The sequence below is a fragment of the Kribbella sp. NPDC026596 genome (assembly GCF_040638415.1).
Taxonomy (GTDB): domain Bacteria; phylum Actinomycetota; class Actinomycetes; order Propionibacteriales; family Kribbellaceae; genus Kribbella.
This window is the reverse complement of sequence record NZ_JBEZYF010000010.1, coordinates 87,555-104,377: the sequence shown is the minus strand read 5'-3', so window position 1 is coordinate 104,377 and position 16,823 is coordinate 87,555. Positions and strand designations below refer to the sequence as shown.

The window sequence follows — 16,823 nt, the reverse complement described above, 5'->3', positions numbered from 1 at the left end:
CTTGACTGGGGTGGCTTGGCCTGCGCTCCCAGCACCGAAGTGATTCTTTGCGAGCCCGTGGAAGGACGCCCCTTGGTCGCCTCGCGCAACCCCCAGTCCGACAGCATTTCCGACGTTTCCGGCTCCCGCCGCATCTCCTTCGCCAAGATTTCCGAGCCTCTCGAGGTTCCGGATCTGCTTGCGCTGCAGGTGGACAGTTTCGACTGGCTGGTCGGCAACGAAACGTGGCAGGCCCGTGTGGCCGCCGCCGAGGCCGAGGGGCGGACCGAACTGTCCGGCCCGTCCGGCCTGGAAGAGATTTTCGAGGAGATCTCCCCGATCGAGGACTTCAGCGGCACCATGTCGCTGTCGTTCCGCGACCACCGCTTCGAGCCTCCGAAGAACACGGTCGACGAGTGCAAGGAGCGGGACGTCACCTACTCCGCGCCGCTGTTCGTCACGGCCGAGTTCATGAACAACGAGACCGGCGAGATCAAGAGCCAGACCGTCTTCATGGGTGACTTCCCGTTGATGACGCGCAAGGGCACCTTCGTCATCAACGGCACCGAGCGCGTCGTGGTGTCCCAGCTCGTCCGCTCGCCCGGTGTGTACTTCGAGCGCACCCCGGACAAGACGTCGGACAAGGACATCTTCACCGCCAAGATCATCCCGTCGCGCGGCGCGTGGCTGGAGTTCGAGGTGGACAAGCGCGACATGGTCGGCGTCCGCCTCGACCGCAAGCGCAAGCAGAACGTCACCGTGCTGCTGAAGGCGCTCGGCTGGACCGACGCGCAGATCCTGGAGGAGTTCGGCGACTACGAGTCGATCCGGCTGACCCTGGAGAAGGACCACACCTCCGGGCAGGACGACGCGCTGCTGGACATCTACCGCAAGCTGCGCCCGGGCGAACCGCCGACGCGCGAGGCCGCGCAGGCGCTGCTGGACAACTACTACTTCAACGGCAAGCGCTACGACCTGGCCAAGGTCGGCCGCTACAAGATCAACAAGAAGCTCGGCCGCGACGAGGCGCACGACACCGCGGTGCTGACGATCGACGACATCGTCGCCACGATCAAGTACCTGGTGGCCCTGCACGAAGGCAAGACCGAGCTGCCCGCACCGACCGGTGAGGTCGTGGTCGAGGAAGACGACATCGACCACTTCGGCAACCGCCGGCTGCGGACCGTCGGCGAGCTGATCCAGAACCAGCTGCGCACCGGCCTGGCCCGGATGGAGCGTGTGGTCCGGGAGCGGATGACGACCCAGGACGTCGAGGCGATCACGCCGCAGACCCTGATCAACATCCGTCCGGTGGTGGCGGCGCTGAAGGAGTTCTTCGGCACCTCCCAGCTGTCGCAGTTCATGGACCAGACCAACCCGATCGCGGGTCTGACCCACAAGCGCCGCCTGTCGGCTCTTGGCCCGGGTGGTCTGTCCCGGGAGCGGGCCGGCTTCGAGGTCCGCGACGTGCACCCGTCCCACTACGGCCGGATGTGCCCGATCGAGACCCCGGAAGGCCCGAACATCGGCCTGATCGGCTCGCTCGCGACGTACGGCCGGGTGAACCCGTTCGGCTTCGTCGAGACGCCGTACCGCAAGGTCGTCGACGGCCAGGTCACCGACCAGGTGGACTACCTGACCGCGGACGAGGAGGACCGGTTCGTCATCGCGCAGGCCAACGCGGCGCTGACCGACGACGACAAGTTCGCCGAGGACCGGGTGCTGGTTCGCCGGCGCCACGGTGAGGTCGAGCTCGTGCTGGTCGACGACGTGGACTACATGGACGTCTCGCCGCGCCAGATGGTGTCGGTCGCGACGGCGATGATCCCGTTCCTCGAGCACGACGACGCCAACCGCGCCCTGATGGGCTCCAACATGCAGCGCCAGGCCGTTCCGCTGATCACCGCGGACGCCCCCCTGGTCGGTACCGGCATGGAGTTCCGCGGTGCGGTCGACGCCGGTGACGTGGTGGTGGCCGACAAGGCCGGCGTCATCAAGGAGGTGTCGGCCGACCTGATCGAGGTCGCCGCCGACGACGGCACGTACCAGACCTACCGGCTGGCGAAGTTCCGCCGCTCGAACCAGGGCACCTGCATCAACCAGCGTCCGCTGGTCGACGCCGGTCAGCGGGTCGAGATCGGATCGCCGCTCGCCGACGGTCCGTGCACCGACGAGGGCGAGATGGCGCTCGGCCGCAACATGCTGGTCGCCTTCATGCCGTGGGAAGGCCACAACTACGAGGACGCGATCATCCTCTCCCAGCGCGTCGTGCAGCAGGACCTGCTGACCTCGATCCACATCGAAGAGCACGAGGTCGACGCTCGCGACACCAAGCTGGGTCCGGAGGAGATCACCCGGGACATCCCGAACGTCTCCGACGAGATGCTGGCCGACCTCGACGAGCGGGGCATCATCCGGATCGGCGCCGAGGTCACCACCGGTGACATCCTGGTCGGCAAGGTCACTCCCAAGGGCGAGACCGAGCTGACCCCGGAGGAGCGGCTGCTGCGCGCGATCTTCGGTGAGAAGGCCCGTGAGGTCCGCGACACCTCGCTGAAGGTCCCGCACGGCGAGGAGGGCACCGTCATCGGTGTCCGCGTCTTCGACCGCGACAACGGCGACGAACTGCCGCCGGGCGTGAACCAGCTGGTCCGCGTGTACGTCGCCCAGAAGCGCAAGATCTCGGTCGGCGACAAGCTGGCCGGGCGCCACGGCAACAAGGGCGTCATCTCGAAGATCCTGCCGGTCGAGGACATGCCGTTCCTCGAGGACGGCACCCAGGTCGACATCATCCTGAACCCGCTGGGCGTGCCCGGCCGGATGAACGTCGGCCAGGTGCTGGAGACGCACCTCGGGTGGATCGCCAGCCGCGGCTGGAAGGTCGACCCGGACAACACCGAAGAGTGGGCCCAGCGACTCATCAAGATCGGCGCCGGCGAGGCCGAGCCGTTCACGAACGTCGCCACCCCGGTCTTCGACGGCGCCAAGGAGGAGGAGGTCACCGGCCTGCTCTCCTCGACGCTGCCGAACCGTGACGGTGTCCGGATGGTCGACGGCTCGGGCAAGGCCCGGCTGTTCGACGGCCGTTCGGGTGAGCCGTTCCCGGAGCCGGTCGGTGTCGGCTACATGTACATGCTGAAGCTGCACCACCTGGTCGACGACAAGATCCACGCACGCTCGACCGGTCCGTACTCGATGATCACGCAGCAGCCGCTGGGCGGTAAGGCCCAGTTCGGCGGCCAGCGGTTCGGAGAGATGGAGGTGTGGGCCCTCGAGGCCTACGGTGCCGCCTTCGCGTTGCAGGAGCTGCTGACCATCAAGTCCGACGATGTCGTCGGGCGGGTCAAGGTGTACGAGGCGATCGTCAAGGGCGAGAACATTCCGGAGCCGGGTATCCCGGAGTCCTTCAAGGTTCTGGTCAAGGAAATGCAGTCCCTGTGTCTGAACGTGGAAGTGCTCTCGTCCGACGGAAGCCGGGTCGAGATGCGCGACAGCGAGGAGGACGTCTTCCGTGCAGCGGAGGAACTGGGCATCGATCTGTCCCGGCGTGAGCCGAACAGCGTCGAGGAGGTCTGAGCGGGTTGCCGCTTGAGATCAACAACCAACTCACTCAGACCATTTTTAGCAACGGGAGATAACACATCGTGCTCGACGTGAACTTCTTCGACGAGCTTCGGATCGGCCTGGCGACCGCGGATGAGATCCGCCAGTGGTCGCACGGCGAGGTCAAGAAGCCCGAGACGATCAACTACCGGACGCTCAAGCCCGAGCGTGACGGTCTCTTCTGCGAGAAGATCTTCGGTCCCACCCGGGACTGGGAGTGCTACTGCGGTAAGTACAAGCGCGTTCGCTTCAAGGGCATCATCTGCGAGCGGTGTGGCGTCGAGGTCACCCGTTCCAAGGTCCGCCGCGAGCGGATGGGCCACATCGAGCTGGCCGCGCCGGTCACCCACATCTGGTACTTCAAGGGTGTCCCGTCGCGACTCGGCTACCTGCTCGACCTCGCCCCGAAGGACCTGGAGAAGGTCATCTACTTCGCGGCGTACATGATCACCGACGTCGACGACGAGGCGCGGCACCGCGACCTCTCGTCGTTGGAGGGCCGGACCGACGTCGAGCGCAAGCAGCTCGAGAACCGGCGCGACAACGACATCGAGACCCGGATGAAGAAGCTCGAGGAGGACCTGGCGCAGCTCGAGGCCGAGGGCGCCAAGGCCGACGTTCGCCGCAAGGTGAAGGAAGGCGCCGAGCGTGAGGTCAAGCAGCTGCGCGACCGTGCGCAGCGCGAGATCGACCGCCTCGACGAGGTCTGGACCCGGTTCAAGAACCTGAAGGTCCAGGACCTCGAGGGCGACGAGATCCTCTACCGCGCCATGAAGGAGCGGTTCGGCAAGTACTTCGAGGGCGCCATGGGTGCCGCCGCGATCCAGCGCCGGCTGGAGACCTTCGACCTGAAGGCCGAGGCGGACAACCTGCGCGAGACGATCAAGACCGGTAAGGGCCAGCGCAAGACCCGCGCCCTGAAGCGGCTCAAGGTCGTCACCGCGTTCCTGGCGACCAACAACAGCCCGATGGGCATGGTGCTCGACTGCGTCCCGGTGATCCCGCCGGACCTGCGGCCGATGGTTCAGCTCGACGGTGGCCGGTTCGCCACCTCGGACCTGAACGACCTGTACCGCCGGGTGATCAACCGGAACAACCGGCTCAAGCGACTGCTCGACCTGGGCGCGCCGGAGATCATCGTCAACAACGAGAAGCGGATGCTGCAGGAGGCCGTCGACGCGCTGTTCGACAACGGCCGTCGTGGCCGTCCGGTCACCGGCCCGGGCAACCGGCCGCTGAAGTCGCTGTCCGACATGCTCAAGGGCAAGCAGGGCCGGTTCCGTCAGAACCTGCTCGGCAAGCGCGTCGACTACTCCGGTCGTTCGGTGATCGTGGTCGGCCCGCAGCTGAAGCTGCACCAGTGCGGTCTGCCGAAGGCGATGGCGCTGGAGCTGTTCAAGCCGTTCGTGATGAAGCGGCTGGTCGACCTCAACCACGCGCAGAACATCAAGTCCGCCAAGCGGATGGTCGAGCGTCAGCGCGCCCAGGTCTGGGACGTGCTGGAAGAGGTCATCACCGAGCACCCGGTCCTGCTCAACCGTGCACCAACCCTGCACCGGCTGGGCATCCAGGCGTTCGAGCCGCAGCTGATCGAGGGCAAGGCGATCCAGATCCACCCGCTCGTCTGCTCCGCGTTCAACGCGGACTTCGACGGTGACCAGATGGCGGTGCACCTGCCGCTGTCGGCCGAGGCGCAGGCCGAGGCCCGGATCCTGATGCTGTCGACGAACAACATCCTGAAGCCGGCCGACGGCCGTCCGGTCACGATGCCGACGCAGGACATGATCATCGGCATCTACTTCCTGACCATGCTGAAGGAAGGCGTGCTGGGCGAGGGCCGGGCCTTCAGCTCGGTGGCCGAGGCGCTGATGGCCTTCGACCGCAAGGAACTGTCGCTGCAGGCCAAGGTCACGCTGCGTCTGGACGAGTCCGGCGTACCGGCTGGTGCCACCGAGCTGCCCGGTGGCGGGTTCTCGCTGGAGACCACGCTGGGCCGGGCGCTGTTCAACGAGGCGCTGCCGACGGACTACCCGTTCGTCGACGTCGAGGTCGGCAAGAAGCAGCTGGGCGGGATCGTCAACGACCTGGCCGAGCGGTACTCCAAGGTCGAGGTCGCCAACGCCCTCGACGCGCTGAAGGACCTCGGTTTCCGCTGGGCCACCCGGTCCGGTGTGACCGTGTCGATCGACGACTTCAGCACGCCGCCGTCCAAGCCGGAGATCATGGCCCGGTACGAGTCGCAGGCCGAGAAGGTCCAGAAGCAGTTCGAGCGAGGTCTGATCACCTCGTCCGAGCGGCGCCAGGAGCTGATCGAGATCTGGACCGGCGCCAACGCCGAGGTCGGCAAGGCGATGGAGGAGAACTTCGAGAAGGCCAACCCGATCTGGATGATGGTCCACTCGGGTGCCCGAGGCAACATGATGCAGATCCGGCAGATCGCCGGTATGCGTGGGCTGGTGGCCAACCCGAAGGGTGAGATCATCGCCCGGCCGATCAAGTCCAACTTCCGTGAGGGTCTGTCGGTGGTCGAGTACTTCATCGCCACCCACGGTGCCCGGAAGGGTCTGGCCGACACCGCGCTGCGGACCGCCGACTCGGGGTACCTGACCCGTCGTCTGGTGGACGTCTCGCAGGACGTGATCATCCGCGAGGAGGACTGCGGTACCGAGCGGGGCCTGCCGAAGAAGATCGGCGAGCCCGGTCCGGACGGCAAGGTCGTGCACGCCGAGAACGTCGAGACCAGCGCGTACGCACGGACGCTGGCCACCGACGTGGCCGGTGCCGACGGCACCGTCGTCCTGACGGCCGGCAGCGACCTGGGCGACGTCTCGATCGCGAAGCTGGTCGAGGCCGGGGTCGAGGAGGTCAAGGTCCGCTCCGTGCTGACCTGCGACGCCAAGACCGGGACCTGCGCGAAGTGCTACGGGCGTTCGCTGGCGACCGGCAAGCCGGTCGACATCGGCGAGGCGGTCGGCATCATCGCGGCCCAGTCCATCGGTGAGCCGGGAACGCAGCTGACGATGCGGACCTTCCACACCGGTGGTGTCGCGGGTGATGACATCACCCACGGTCTGCCGCGTGTGGTCGAGCTCTTCGAGGCCCGCCAGCCCAAGGGCAAGGCGCCGATCTCGGAGGCCGCGGGCCGGATCTCGATCGAGGACACGGACAAGACCCGGAAGCTGGTGCTCACCCCGGACGACGGTTCCGAGGAGGTCGCCTACCCGGTGTCCAAGCGTGGCCGCCTGCTGATCGAAGAGGGTCAGCACGTCGAGGTCGGTCAGCAGCTGACGCAGGGTACGCCGGACCCGCAGGAGGTACTGCGGATCCTCGGCGTACGCAAGGCGCAGGAGCACCTGGTGGACGAGGTCCAGGAGGTGTACCGGTCGCAGGGTGTGGCCATCCACGACAAGCACATCGAGATCATCGTCCGGCAGATGCTGCGCCGGGTCACGGTGATCGAGTCGGGCGACGCCCAGTTGCTGCCCGGTGAGCTCGCGGACCGGATCATGTTCGAGGCGGAGAACCGTCGCGTCGTGGCCGAGAGCGGTACGCCGGCCTCGGGTCGTCCGGTGCTGATGGGCATCACCAAGGCCTCGCTGGCCACCGAGTCGTGGCTGTCGGCCGCCTCCTTCCAGGAGACGACCCGCGTCCTCACCGAGGCCGCGATCCACGGCAAGTCCGACTCGCTGGTCGGTCTGAAGGAGAACGTCATCATCGGCAAGCTGATCCCGGCCGGTACGGGCATGGACCGGTACCGCAACATCCGGGTGGAGCCCACCGAGGAGGCGAAGGCCGCGATGTACTCGATGGTCGGCTACGAGTCGTACGACTACGACTTCGGCCCGTCCACCGGTCAGTCGGTCCCGCTCGACGACTTCGACCTCGGTTCCTACCAGAACTGAGCCGAGTCACCCCCCTGACCGGGGCGGTGGGGCGGGGAAAGAAGCACTACCGAGGGCGGCACTCCCCATCAAAGGGGGGTGCCGCCCTCGCGGTATTTGCGGGTGGCTCAAACGCTTGGCAGAGATGGAAATCCGGCGTTTCGGATCCGTTCCGGACGCCGTCCGGGCACGACACTCGGGGTGGCGGCTGAAAGTGTCCGGCTGATGCGCCAAGATTGGCCCATGACGGATCTCCCGGCCTACCTGCGGCCTTTCGTCCTGGGCGTTCTGGACGGACCTGACGTGCGGGTGGACCGGCTCGGGGAGATCGACTTCTACCGCCCGGCCGGGACTGCCCGGACCGGTGCGGTTCTGTTCGTGCACGGGGGTCCAGGGCCGGCCGGCCTCGAGGTGATGCCTCGGGAGTGGCCGGTGTACCGGGGCTACGCGACGGCTGCCGCCAGGCGGGGCCTGGTGGCCGCTGTCGTCGACCACAGCCTGATCCACGGCTTCGACCACCTGGTCACCGCCGCGGACGAGGTGGAGGCCGCTGTCGGCGTACTGCGGTCCGATCCGCGCGTCGACCCCGATCGGGTCGGCCTGTGGTTCTTCTCCGGCGCAGGCCTGCTGGCGGGGGAGTGGCTGGACAGCCGCCCCGACTGGCTGCGCTGGGTCGCTCTGACCTACCCCCTGCTCGCCACCCCGCCCGGTGTCGACGATTTGGTCAACGCTGCCGAAGTGATCGGCAAACACAAGGACCTGCCGGTGCTGCTGACCCGGGCCGGGCTCGAGCACGAGGAGCTCGCCGGCCCGGTTGCGGAGTTCGTCTCCGCCGGTGGCGCCGCGCTGGACATCATCGACGTACCGAAAGGGCACCACGGGTTCGACATGCTCGACCACACCGAAGAATCACGCGCCGCCGTCACCAAGGCCCTGGACTGGGCGATCGCCCACCTGGGCGAGGACCCGGACGGCCAGGAACAACTCCTCGTCCCCCCACCCAAAGCCAAGACCACCAGGCGTACGCCGGCCGCCGCGAAGCCGGCTGTAGCCGTCAGGCAGCCCAAGGCACCCGCTGAACCCGCCAGCCTGCCGGCGCCCGCCACCCCGGCCCCGACTCCCACGCTGCCGACTCCCACCCTGCCGACCCCCGCCCCTGCCGTGACGCCGGCGCCGCTGGCCGACCTGGGAGCCGCCACGGTGGCCGCGGACACCCCGGCCGCGCGCGTGATCGGCCGGGAGCACGCCGCCTACGCCGCGCACGACCTGGAGGCGTTCCTGGCGATGTACTCGCCGACCGCGCGGATCCTGCTCGCGGATGGCACCGAAGGGAAGGGCCGCCGGTTCCTGCGGGAGTACTACCGGCCGCGGTTCGACGCCGGGCGCTGCAAGACCGAGGTGGTGCAGAAGCTGATGCTCGGCGAGTGGGTGGTCGAGCACATGCTCGCCTACGACACCGGTGAGCCGGCTGCGCAGCTCGCGCTGTACCGGGCCGCCGACGGGCTGATCACCGAGGTCGAGTTCCGGGCCTGATCGGCCGGGTTCGAGCGCACGGCCGCGGCCAAGTGGTCTTACCGTCGTACCTGCACAGGGTGACTCCAGCGACCCTGTAGACTGGATCAGCGGAGAGACCTCAGCCGCGGTCGGTTACTCATTTTGACCGTGCCTGAGCCAGCCGCTAGTCTTAACGATCGTGCCCGGGTCATCCTGGGCCGTCATGCGTGCCCCTCGTCATTCCGGGTCTGCGCGCGTGGCATGGGACTCCTGCCGACAGTCTGGAAGATTACGGCTCCGGTACTCCCGTGCGCACGCGACACACCCGACCGCGGGGGTCAGGCAAGCAACAGCAGAGAGATAGCCGGACGACAGAAAGAGACCTACGCGGTGCCCACCATTCAGCAGCTGGTCCGCAAGGGCCGCCAGGACAAGGTGTCCAAGAACAAGACGCCCGCCCTGAAGGGTTCCCCTCAGCGTCGCGGTGTGTGCACGCGCGTTTACACGACCACGCCGAAGAAGCCGAACTCGGCCCTTCGCAAGGTCGCGCGTGTCCGCCTGACCAGCGGCATCGAGGTCACCGCGTACATTCCCGGCGTCGGCCACAACCTGCAGGAGCACTCGATCGTGCTCGTGCGTGGCGGTCGTGTGAAGGACCTCCCGGGTGTCCGGTACAAGATCATCCGCGGTTCGCTCGACACCCAGGGTGTGAAGAACCGTAAGCAGGCCCGCAGCCACTACGGCGCGAAGAAGGAGAAGAGCTAATGCCGCGCAAGGGCCCGGCCCCGAAGCGCCCGGTCATCATCGACCCGGTCTACAGTTCGCCGCTCGTCACCCAGTTGATCTCCAAGATCCTGGTCGACGGCAAGAAGCAGATCGCGCAGAGCATCGTCTACAACGCGCTCGAGGGCACTCGCACCAAGACCGGCACCGACCCGGTGATCACGCTGAAGCGTGCGCTGGACAACGTGAAGCCGAGCATCGAGGTGAAGAGCCGCCGCGTCGGTGGTGCCACCTACCAGGTGCCGATCGAGGTCAAGCCCGGTCGCTCGACCACGCTGGCCCTGCGCTGGCTGACGTCGTACTCCCGTGCGCGTCGCGAGAAGACCATGTCCGAGCGCCTGATGAACGAGATCCTGGACGCGTCCAACGGTCTCGGTGCGTCGGTGAAGCGCCGCGAGGACACGCACAAGATGGCCGAAGCCAACAAGGCTTTCGCCCACTACCGCTGGTGATCCGGGGTCCGATCCGGACCCCAGCACTCACCCCTTTGACGCAGTACAGAATCGAGAGGTAGACCACCGAGGTGGCCGTACAAATCACCACCGACCTGGCGATGGTCCGCAACATCGGGATCATGGCCCACATCGACGCCGGTAAGACGACGACGACCGAGCGGATCCTCTTCTACACCGGTATCACGTACAAGATCGGTGAGGTCCACGACGGCGCCGCCACGATGGACTGGATGGAGCAGGAGCAGGAGCGCGGCATCACCATCACGTCCGCCGCGACGACCTGCACCTGGAAAGACCACACCATCAACATCATCGACACCCCGGGCCACGTCGACTTCACCGTCGAGGTGGAGCGCTCGCTGCGCGTCCTCGACGGTGCCGTCGCGGTGTTCGACGGTGTCGCCGGCGTGGAGCCGCAGTCGGAGACCGTATGGCGCCAGGCGGACCGGTACGGCGTACCGCGGATCTGCTTCGTGAACAAGCTGGACCGGACCGGCGCGGAGTTCATGCGCTGCGTCGACATGATCGTCGACCGGCTGGCCGCGGTGCCGCTGGTGCTGCAGCTGCCGATCGGCTCCGAGTCCGACTTCATCGGCGTCGTCGACCTGGTCGGGATGCGTGCGCTGACGTGGCGCGGCGAGACCACGATGGGTGAGGACTACACCGTCGAGGAGATCCCGGCCACCCACACCGAGATCGCCGCCGAGTGGCGCGACAAGCTGATCGAGACGCTGGCCGAGGCCGACGACGAGATCATGGAGATGTACCTGGAGGGCGACGAGCCCACCCAGGAGCAGATCGTCGCGGCCATCCGCCGGGCGACCATCGCCAGCAAGCTCACCCCGGTGCTGACCGGTACGGCGTTCAAGAACAAGGGCGTCCAGCCGCTGCTCGACGCGATCAACGCCTTCCTGCCGAGCCCGCTCGACGTGCCCGACATCGAGGGCCACGACGTCAAGGACAGCGACAAGGTCGTCCTGCGCAAGCCGGACGACAGCGAGCCGTTCTCGGCGCTGGCGTTCAAGATCGCGGCTGACCCGCACCTGGGCAAGCTGACCTTCATCCGGGTGTACTCCGGCAAGCTGGAGACCGGCACCCAGGTCCTGAACCCCACCAAGGGGCGCAAGGAGCGGATCGGCAAGATCTACCGGATGCACGCGAACAAGCGTGAGGAGATCGCGTCGATCGGCGCCGGCCACATCGTCGCCGTGATGGGTCTGAAGGACACCACCACCGGCGAGACCCTGTCCGACCCGTCGAACCCGGTCGTGCTGGAGTCGATGCAGTTCCCGGCCCCGGTCATCTCGGTCGCCATCGAGCCCAAGTCGAAGGGCGACCAGGAGAAGCTGGGCGTCGCGATCCAGCGGCTGGCCGAAGAGGACCCGACCTTCCAGGTCCGGACCGACGAGGACACCGGCCAGACGATCATCGCCGGCATGGGCGAGCTGCACCTCGAGGTGCTGGTCGACCGGATGAAGCGCGAGTTCCGCGTCGAGGCGAACGTCGGCAAGCCGCAGGTCGCCTACCGCGAGACCATCAAGAAGAAGGTCGAGAAGGTCGACTACACGCACAAGAAGCAGACCGGCGGTTCGGGTCAGTTCGCGCGTGTGATCATCAACATCGAGCCGACTTCGGTCGAGGCCGGTGGCGAGGGCGGCTACGAGTTCGTCAACGCCGTCACCGGTGGCCGCATCCCCCGGGAGTACATCCCGTCGGTGGACGAGGGCGCCCAGGAGGCGATGGAGTTCGGCGTACTGGCCGGCTACCCGATGGTCGACGTCAAGGTGACGCTGACCGACGGTGCCTACCACGATGTCGACTCCTCCGAGCTCGCCTTCAAGATCGCCGGTTCGATGGCCTTCAAGGACGCCGCCCGCCGGGCGACCCCGGTCATCCTGGAGCCGATGTTCGCGGTCGAGGTCATCACGCCCGAGGACTACATGGGTGAAGTGATCGGCGACCTCAACTCACGCCGCGGCCAGATCCAGTCGATGGACGAGGGCCCTGGTGGCAGCCGGGCGATCAAGGCCCTGGTGCCGTTGTCCGAGATGTTCGGGTATGTCGGTGACCTGCGTTCCAAGACGCAGGGCCGCGCGTCCTACTCGATGCAGTTCGATTCCTACGCCGAGGTTCCGAAGAACGTGGCGGAAGAGATCATCAAGAAGGCCCGGGGCGAGTAGTTTCTCGTTCTGGACCAACCAACCCACAGCGCGTCGGCGTACGGCGTAGTCAACATTTACTAGGAGGGCCCCAGTGGCGAAGGCGAAGTTCGAGCGGACTAAGCCGCACGTCAACATCGGCACCATCGGTCACATCGACCACGGTAAGACCACTCTTACCGCGGCGATCACCAAGGTGCTGCACGACAAGTACCCGACGCTCAACGAGGCATCGGCCTTCGATCAGATCGACAAGGCGCCGGAAGAGCGTCAGCGCGGTATCACCATCTCCATCGCGCACGTCGAGTACCAGACCGAGGCCCGGCACTACGCCCACGTCGACTGCCCGGGTCACGCGGACTACATCAAGAACATGATCACCGGTGCGGCCCAGATGGACGGTGCGATCCTGGTCGTCGCCGCCACCGACGGCCCGATGCCGCAGACGCGTGAGCACGTGCTGCTCGCCCGCCAGGTCGGCGTGCCTGCCATGGTGGTCGCGCTGAACAAGTGCGACATGGTCGACGACGAGGAGATCCTGGAGCTCGTCGAGCTCGAGGTCCGCGAGCTGCTCTCCGAGCAGGAGTTCGACGGCGACAACGCCCCGGTCATCAAGGTCGCGGCGCACCCGGCTCTCCAGGGTGACGCCAAGTGGAGCGAGTCGATCATCGAGCTGATGGACGCGGTCGACGCCTACATCCCGCAGCCGGTCCGCGAGATCGACAAGCCGTTCCTGATGCCGGTGGAGGATGTCTTCACCATCACGGGTCGCGGCACGGTCATCACCGGCCGGATCGAGCGCGGTGTCGTCAAGATCAACGAGACCGTCGACATCGTCGGCATCCGTCCGGAGAAGCAGACCACCACGGTTACCGGTATCGAGATGTTCCGCAAGCTGCTCGACGAGGGCCAGGCCGGTGAGAACGTCGGTCTGCTGCTGCGTGGCACCAAGCGCGAGGACGTCGAGCGCGGCATGGTCGTCATCAAGCCGGGCACCACGACCCCGCACACCAACTTCGACGCTTCGGTCTACATCCTGTCGAAGGAGGAGGGCGGCCGGCACACGCCGTTCTTCCAGAACTACCGACCCCAGTTCTACTTCCGCACCACGGACGTCACCGGCGTCGTCACGCTGCCCGAGGGCACCGAGATGGTCATGCCGGGCGACAACACCGACATGTCGGTCGAGCTGATCCAGCCGATCGCCATGGAAGAGGGCCTGAAGTTCGCGATCCGTGAAGGTGGCCGCACCGTCGGCGCCGGCCGGGTCACCAAGATCCTCAAGTGATCTCACGAGGTCCGCGAGGGCTCGACATCTGAGCCCCGCGGACCTCTGCTTTGTTGCCCGATCCGGGGCCAGGTGGTCCGGATCGGGCGTGAAGCCACCCGATTGGCGTTTCGGCGCCGATCTCTGGCACAATATTCAGGTTGCTCAGGCGAGGCCGCCGGGGCGCGCCCCAGACCATTTTTCGGTCTGGCTGGTGCGCCGGACCGGAGACCATGCCGAGGTTCCGGTCCGAGACCGGGCCCCGATCGCCAATCCAGGTCGATGAAGCGGTGAGTCACGCGCGTTTCCAAGTGCGCGACACACCCGACCTCGGGGGTCGGAGCAACGAACGCGAAGACGATAGAGAAGGACGAAGCGAAGCGATGGCGGGACAAAAGATCCGCATCCGGCTGAAGGCCTACGACCACGAGGTCATCGACAGCTCGGCGCGCAAGATTGTCGACACGGTGACGCGTACTGGTGCGAAGGTTGCTGGCCCGGTGCCGTTGCCGACGGAAAAGAACGTGTTCTGCGTCATCCGCTCGCCGCACAAGTACAAGGACAGCCGCGAGCACTTCGAGATGCGCACCCACAAGCGGCTCATCGACATCATCGACCCCACGCCGAAGACCGTCGACTCGCTGATGCGGCTCGACCTGCCGGCCGGTGTCGACATCGAGATCAAGCTCTGAGGGACGCGAACAACCAATGAGCCCCGTAATGAAGACTTCCAAGAACACGCGCGGTCTGCTGGGCACCAAGCTCGGCATGACCCAGACCTGGGACGAGAACAATCGCGTCGTCCCCGTCACCGTGATCCAGGCCGGCCCGTGCGTCGTGACCGAGGTGCGTACCTCGGACAGCCACGGGTACGACGGTGTCCAGATCGCCTTCGGGGACATCGACCCCCGCAAGGTGACCAAGCCGATGCGCGGACACTTCGACAAGGCCGGCGTGACGCCGCGGCGCCACCTGGTGGAGCTGCGCACCGCCGACGCCAGCGAGTACACCCTGGGCCAGGAGATCAAGGCCGAGGCCTTCGAGGCCGGTGAGCGGGTCGACGTTTCCGCCACCAGCAAGGGCAAGGGTTTCGCCGGTGTGATGAAGCGGCACGGCTTCCACGGCCTGCGCGCCACCCACGGTGTCCACAAGAAGCACCGCTCGCCGGGTTCCATCGGCGGCTGCGCCACCCCGGGCCGGGTCTTCAAGGGCCTGCGGATGGCGGGCCGGATGGGCGCGGAGCAGATCACCACGCAGAACATCAGCGTGCACGCCATCGACACCGAGCGCGGCCTGATCCTGCTCAAGGGTGCCGTTCCCGGTCCGAAGGGCGGCCTCGTGCTGATCCGCAACGCCGCGAAGGGAGCTGCGAAGTGAGCACCGTCGACGTCGTCGTCGTGAAGGGCGACAAGGTCAGCAAGAAGGGTTCCGCCGAGCTTCCGGCCGAGCTGTTCGACGTCCAGGTCAACATCCCGCTGATCCACCAGGTCGTGGTGGCCCAGCTGGCGGCCGCCCGGCAGGGCACGGCCAAGGCGAAGACCCGGGGCGAGGTATCCGGTGGTGGCGCCAAGCCGTACCGCCAGAAGGGCACCGGTCGCGCCCGTCAAGGCTCGACCCGCGCGCCGCAGTTCACCGGTGGTGGCGTCGTCCACGGCCCGGTGCCGCGCGACTACAGCCAGCGGACCCCGAAGAAGATGATCGCCGCCGCGCTCCGCGGTGCGCTGTCGGACCGGGCCCGCGACGGCCGTGTGCACGTGGTGGAGAAGTTCGTCGACGGCGACACGCCGTCCACCAAGGCCGCGCTGAACGTGCTGGCCGAGACCGCCGAGCCGGGCAAGGTCCTGGTCGTCCTCGAGCGTGCCGACGACCTCACCTGGCTGAGCCTGCGCAACGTGCAGCACGTCCACCTGATCGCCGCCGACCAGCTGAACGCGTACGACGTTCTGGTCAGTGACGCGGTCGTGTTCACCAAGGGTGCCCTCGACAGCTTCGTCGCCGGCGCGCCCAAGGGTAAGTCCGTGAAGGCTGTCGCGACGTCGACCGAAGCCGAGGAGGTAGAAGCATGAGCCACGGAGTCAACAAGGACCCGCGCGACGTGCTGCTGCGGCCGGTCGTGAGCGAGAAGAGCTACGGCCTGCTGGACGAGCAGAAGTACACGTTCGAGGTCGCCCCGGAATCCAACAAGACCGAGATCAAGCTCGCGGTCGAGAAGGTCTTCAAGGTCAAGGTCAGCGACGTCAACACCATCAACCGCAAGGGCAAGCGCCGCCGGACGCGTACCGGCTGGGGCAAGCGCCCGGACACCAAGCGGGCGATCGTGACCCTCAAGGGTGACGACCGCATCGACATCTTCGGAGGCCAGTCGTAATGGGAATCCGCAAGTACAAGCCGACGACGCCGGGCCGCCGTGGCTCGAGCGTGGCCGACTTCGTCGAGCTCACCCGTTCGACCCCCGAGAAGTCGCTGCTGCGTCCGCTGCCGAAGAAGGGTGGCCGGAACAACTCCGGCAAGATCACCACTCGGCACCAGGGCGGCGGTCACAAGCGCGCGTACCGGCTGATCGACTTCAAGCGGTACGACAAGGACGGCGTGCCGGCCAAGGTCGCCGAGATCGAGTACGACCCGAACCGCACCGCGCGGATCGCGCTGCTGCACTACGTCGACGGCGAGAAGCGCTACATCCTCGCCCCGTCGAACCTGAAGCAGGGCACGATCGTCGAGAACGGCCCGGCCGCCGACATCAAGGTGGGCAACAACCTGCCGCTGCGCAACATCCCGGTCGGCTCCACGGTGCACGCCGTCGAGCTGCGTCCGGGTGGCGGCGCGAAGATGGGCCGCTCGGCCGGTGCCAGCATCCAGCTGGTCGCGAAGGAGGGCCGGATGGCCACCCTGCGGATGCCGTCCGGCGAGGTCCGGATGGTCGACGTGCGCTGCCGCGCCACCCTCGGTGAGGTCGGCAACGGCGAGCAGTCGAACATCAACTGGGGCAAGGCGGGCCGGATGCGCTGGAAGGGCAAGCGCCCGACCGTCCGCGGTGTCGCGATGAACCCGGTCGACCACCCGCACGGTGGTGGTGAGGGTAAGACCTCGGGTGGTCGCCACCCGGTGTCCCCGTGGGGCAAGCCCGAGGGCCGTACCCGTACCCGCAAGGAAAGCGACCGCATGATCGTCCGGCGCCGCAAGGCCGGCAAGAAGCGCTGAT

12 protein-coding genes are annotated in these 16,823 nt (G+C 67.0%); all 12 read left to right on the top strand.

What is annotated here, in order from left to right; all coding sequences use genetic code 11:
• Positions 1 to 72 precede the first annotated feature (72 nt).
• The 12 genes from rpoB (at position 73) to rplB (ending at position 16,822) form a co-directional block, all read left to right on the top strand.
• The gene (rpoB, locus tag AB0E63_RS10950) at positions 73 to 3,555 is read left to right on the top strand and encodes a DNA-directed RNA polymerase subunit beta (protein ID WP_360364133.1); all 3,483 of its coding nucleotides are present in this window, start codon (positions 73 to 75) and stop codon (positions 3,553 to 3,555) included.
• Positions 3,556 to 3,623: 68 nt separating this feature from the next.
• Positions 3,624 to 7,484 carry a DNA-directed RNA polymerase subunit beta' gene (locus tag AB0E63_RS10945; RefSeq protein ID WP_360364132.1) on the top strand — a complete coding sequence of 1,287 codons (3,861 nt, stop codon included), beginning with the start codon at positions 3,624 to 3,626 and terminating at the stop codon, positions 7,482 to 7,484.
• 222 nt (positions 7,485 to 7,706) lie between these two features.
• On the top strand, positions 7,707 to 8,996 hold the full coding sequence (locus AB0E63_RS10940) for a nuclear transport factor 2 family protein (RefSeq protein ID WP_360364130.1): 1,290 nt from the start codon (positions 7,707 to 7,709) through the stop codon (positions 8,994 to 8,996).
• 351 nt (positions 8,997 to 9,347) lie between these two features.
• A complete protein-coding gene (gene rpsL, locus AB0E63_RS10935; RefSeq protein WP_328526112.1) occupies positions 9,348 to 9,722 on the top strand; it encodes a 30S ribosomal protein S12 in 375 nt (124 codons plus the stop codon).
• Entirely contained in the window at positions 9,722 to 10,192 is a 471-nt protein-coding gene (gene rpsG, locus AB0E63_RS10930; protein ID WP_130384648.1) for a 30S ribosomal protein S7, read from the top strand. The genes rpsL and rpsG overlap by 1 nt, the downstream gene beginning before the upstream one ends.
• Before the next feature lie 71 nt (positions 10,193 to 10,263).
• Entirely contained in the window at positions 10,264 to 12,375 is a 2,112-nt protein-coding gene (gene fusA / locus AB0E63_RS10925) for an elongation factor G (RefSeq protein ID WP_360364128.1), read from the top strand.
• Positions 12,376 to 12,448: 73 nt separating this feature from the next.
• On the top strand, positions 12,449 to 13,642 hold the full coding sequence (gene tuf / locus AB0E63_RS10920) for an elongation factor Tu (RefSeq protein ID WP_360364126.1): 1,194 nt from the start codon (positions 12,449 to 12,451) through the stop codon (positions 13,640 to 13,642).
• Between the two features lie 362 nt (positions 13,643 to 14,004).
• Positions 14,005 to 14,313, top strand: a complete 309-nt coding sequence (gene rpsJ, locus AB0E63_RS10915; protein WP_012923688.1) for a 30S ribosomal protein S10 — start codon at positions 14,005 to 14,007, stop codon at positions 14,311 to 14,313.
• Between the two features lie 28 nt (positions 14,314 to 14,341).
• Entirely contained in the window at positions 14,342 to 14,998 is a 657-nt protein-coding gene (gene rplC / locus AB0E63_RS10910) for a 50S ribosomal protein L3 (RefSeq protein WP_360364124.1), read from the top strand.
• Complete coding sequence (gene rplD / locus AB0E63_RS10905; protein WP_360364122.1) at positions 14,995 to 15,687, top strand: 50S ribosomal protein L4; 693 nt, start codon at positions 14,995 to 14,997, stop codon at positions 15,685 to 15,687. The genes rplC and rplD overlap by 4 nt, the downstream gene beginning before the upstream one ends.
• The gene (rplW, locus tag AB0E63_RS10900) at positions 15,684 to 15,989 is read left to right on the top strand and encodes a 50S ribosomal protein L23 (RefSeq protein WP_360364120.1); all 306 of its coding nucleotides are present in this window, start codon (positions 15,684 to 15,686) and stop codon (positions 15,987 to 15,989) included. Before rplD ends, rplW begins: the two co-directional genes overlap by 4 nt.
• Entirely contained in the window at positions 15,989 to 16,822 is an 834-nt protein-coding gene (gene rplB / locus AB0E63_RS10895) for a 50S ribosomal protein L2 (protein WP_360364118.1), read from the top strand. The genes rplW and rplB overlap by 1 nt, the downstream gene beginning before the upstream one ends.
• Position 16,823: the final 1 nt, after the last annotated feature.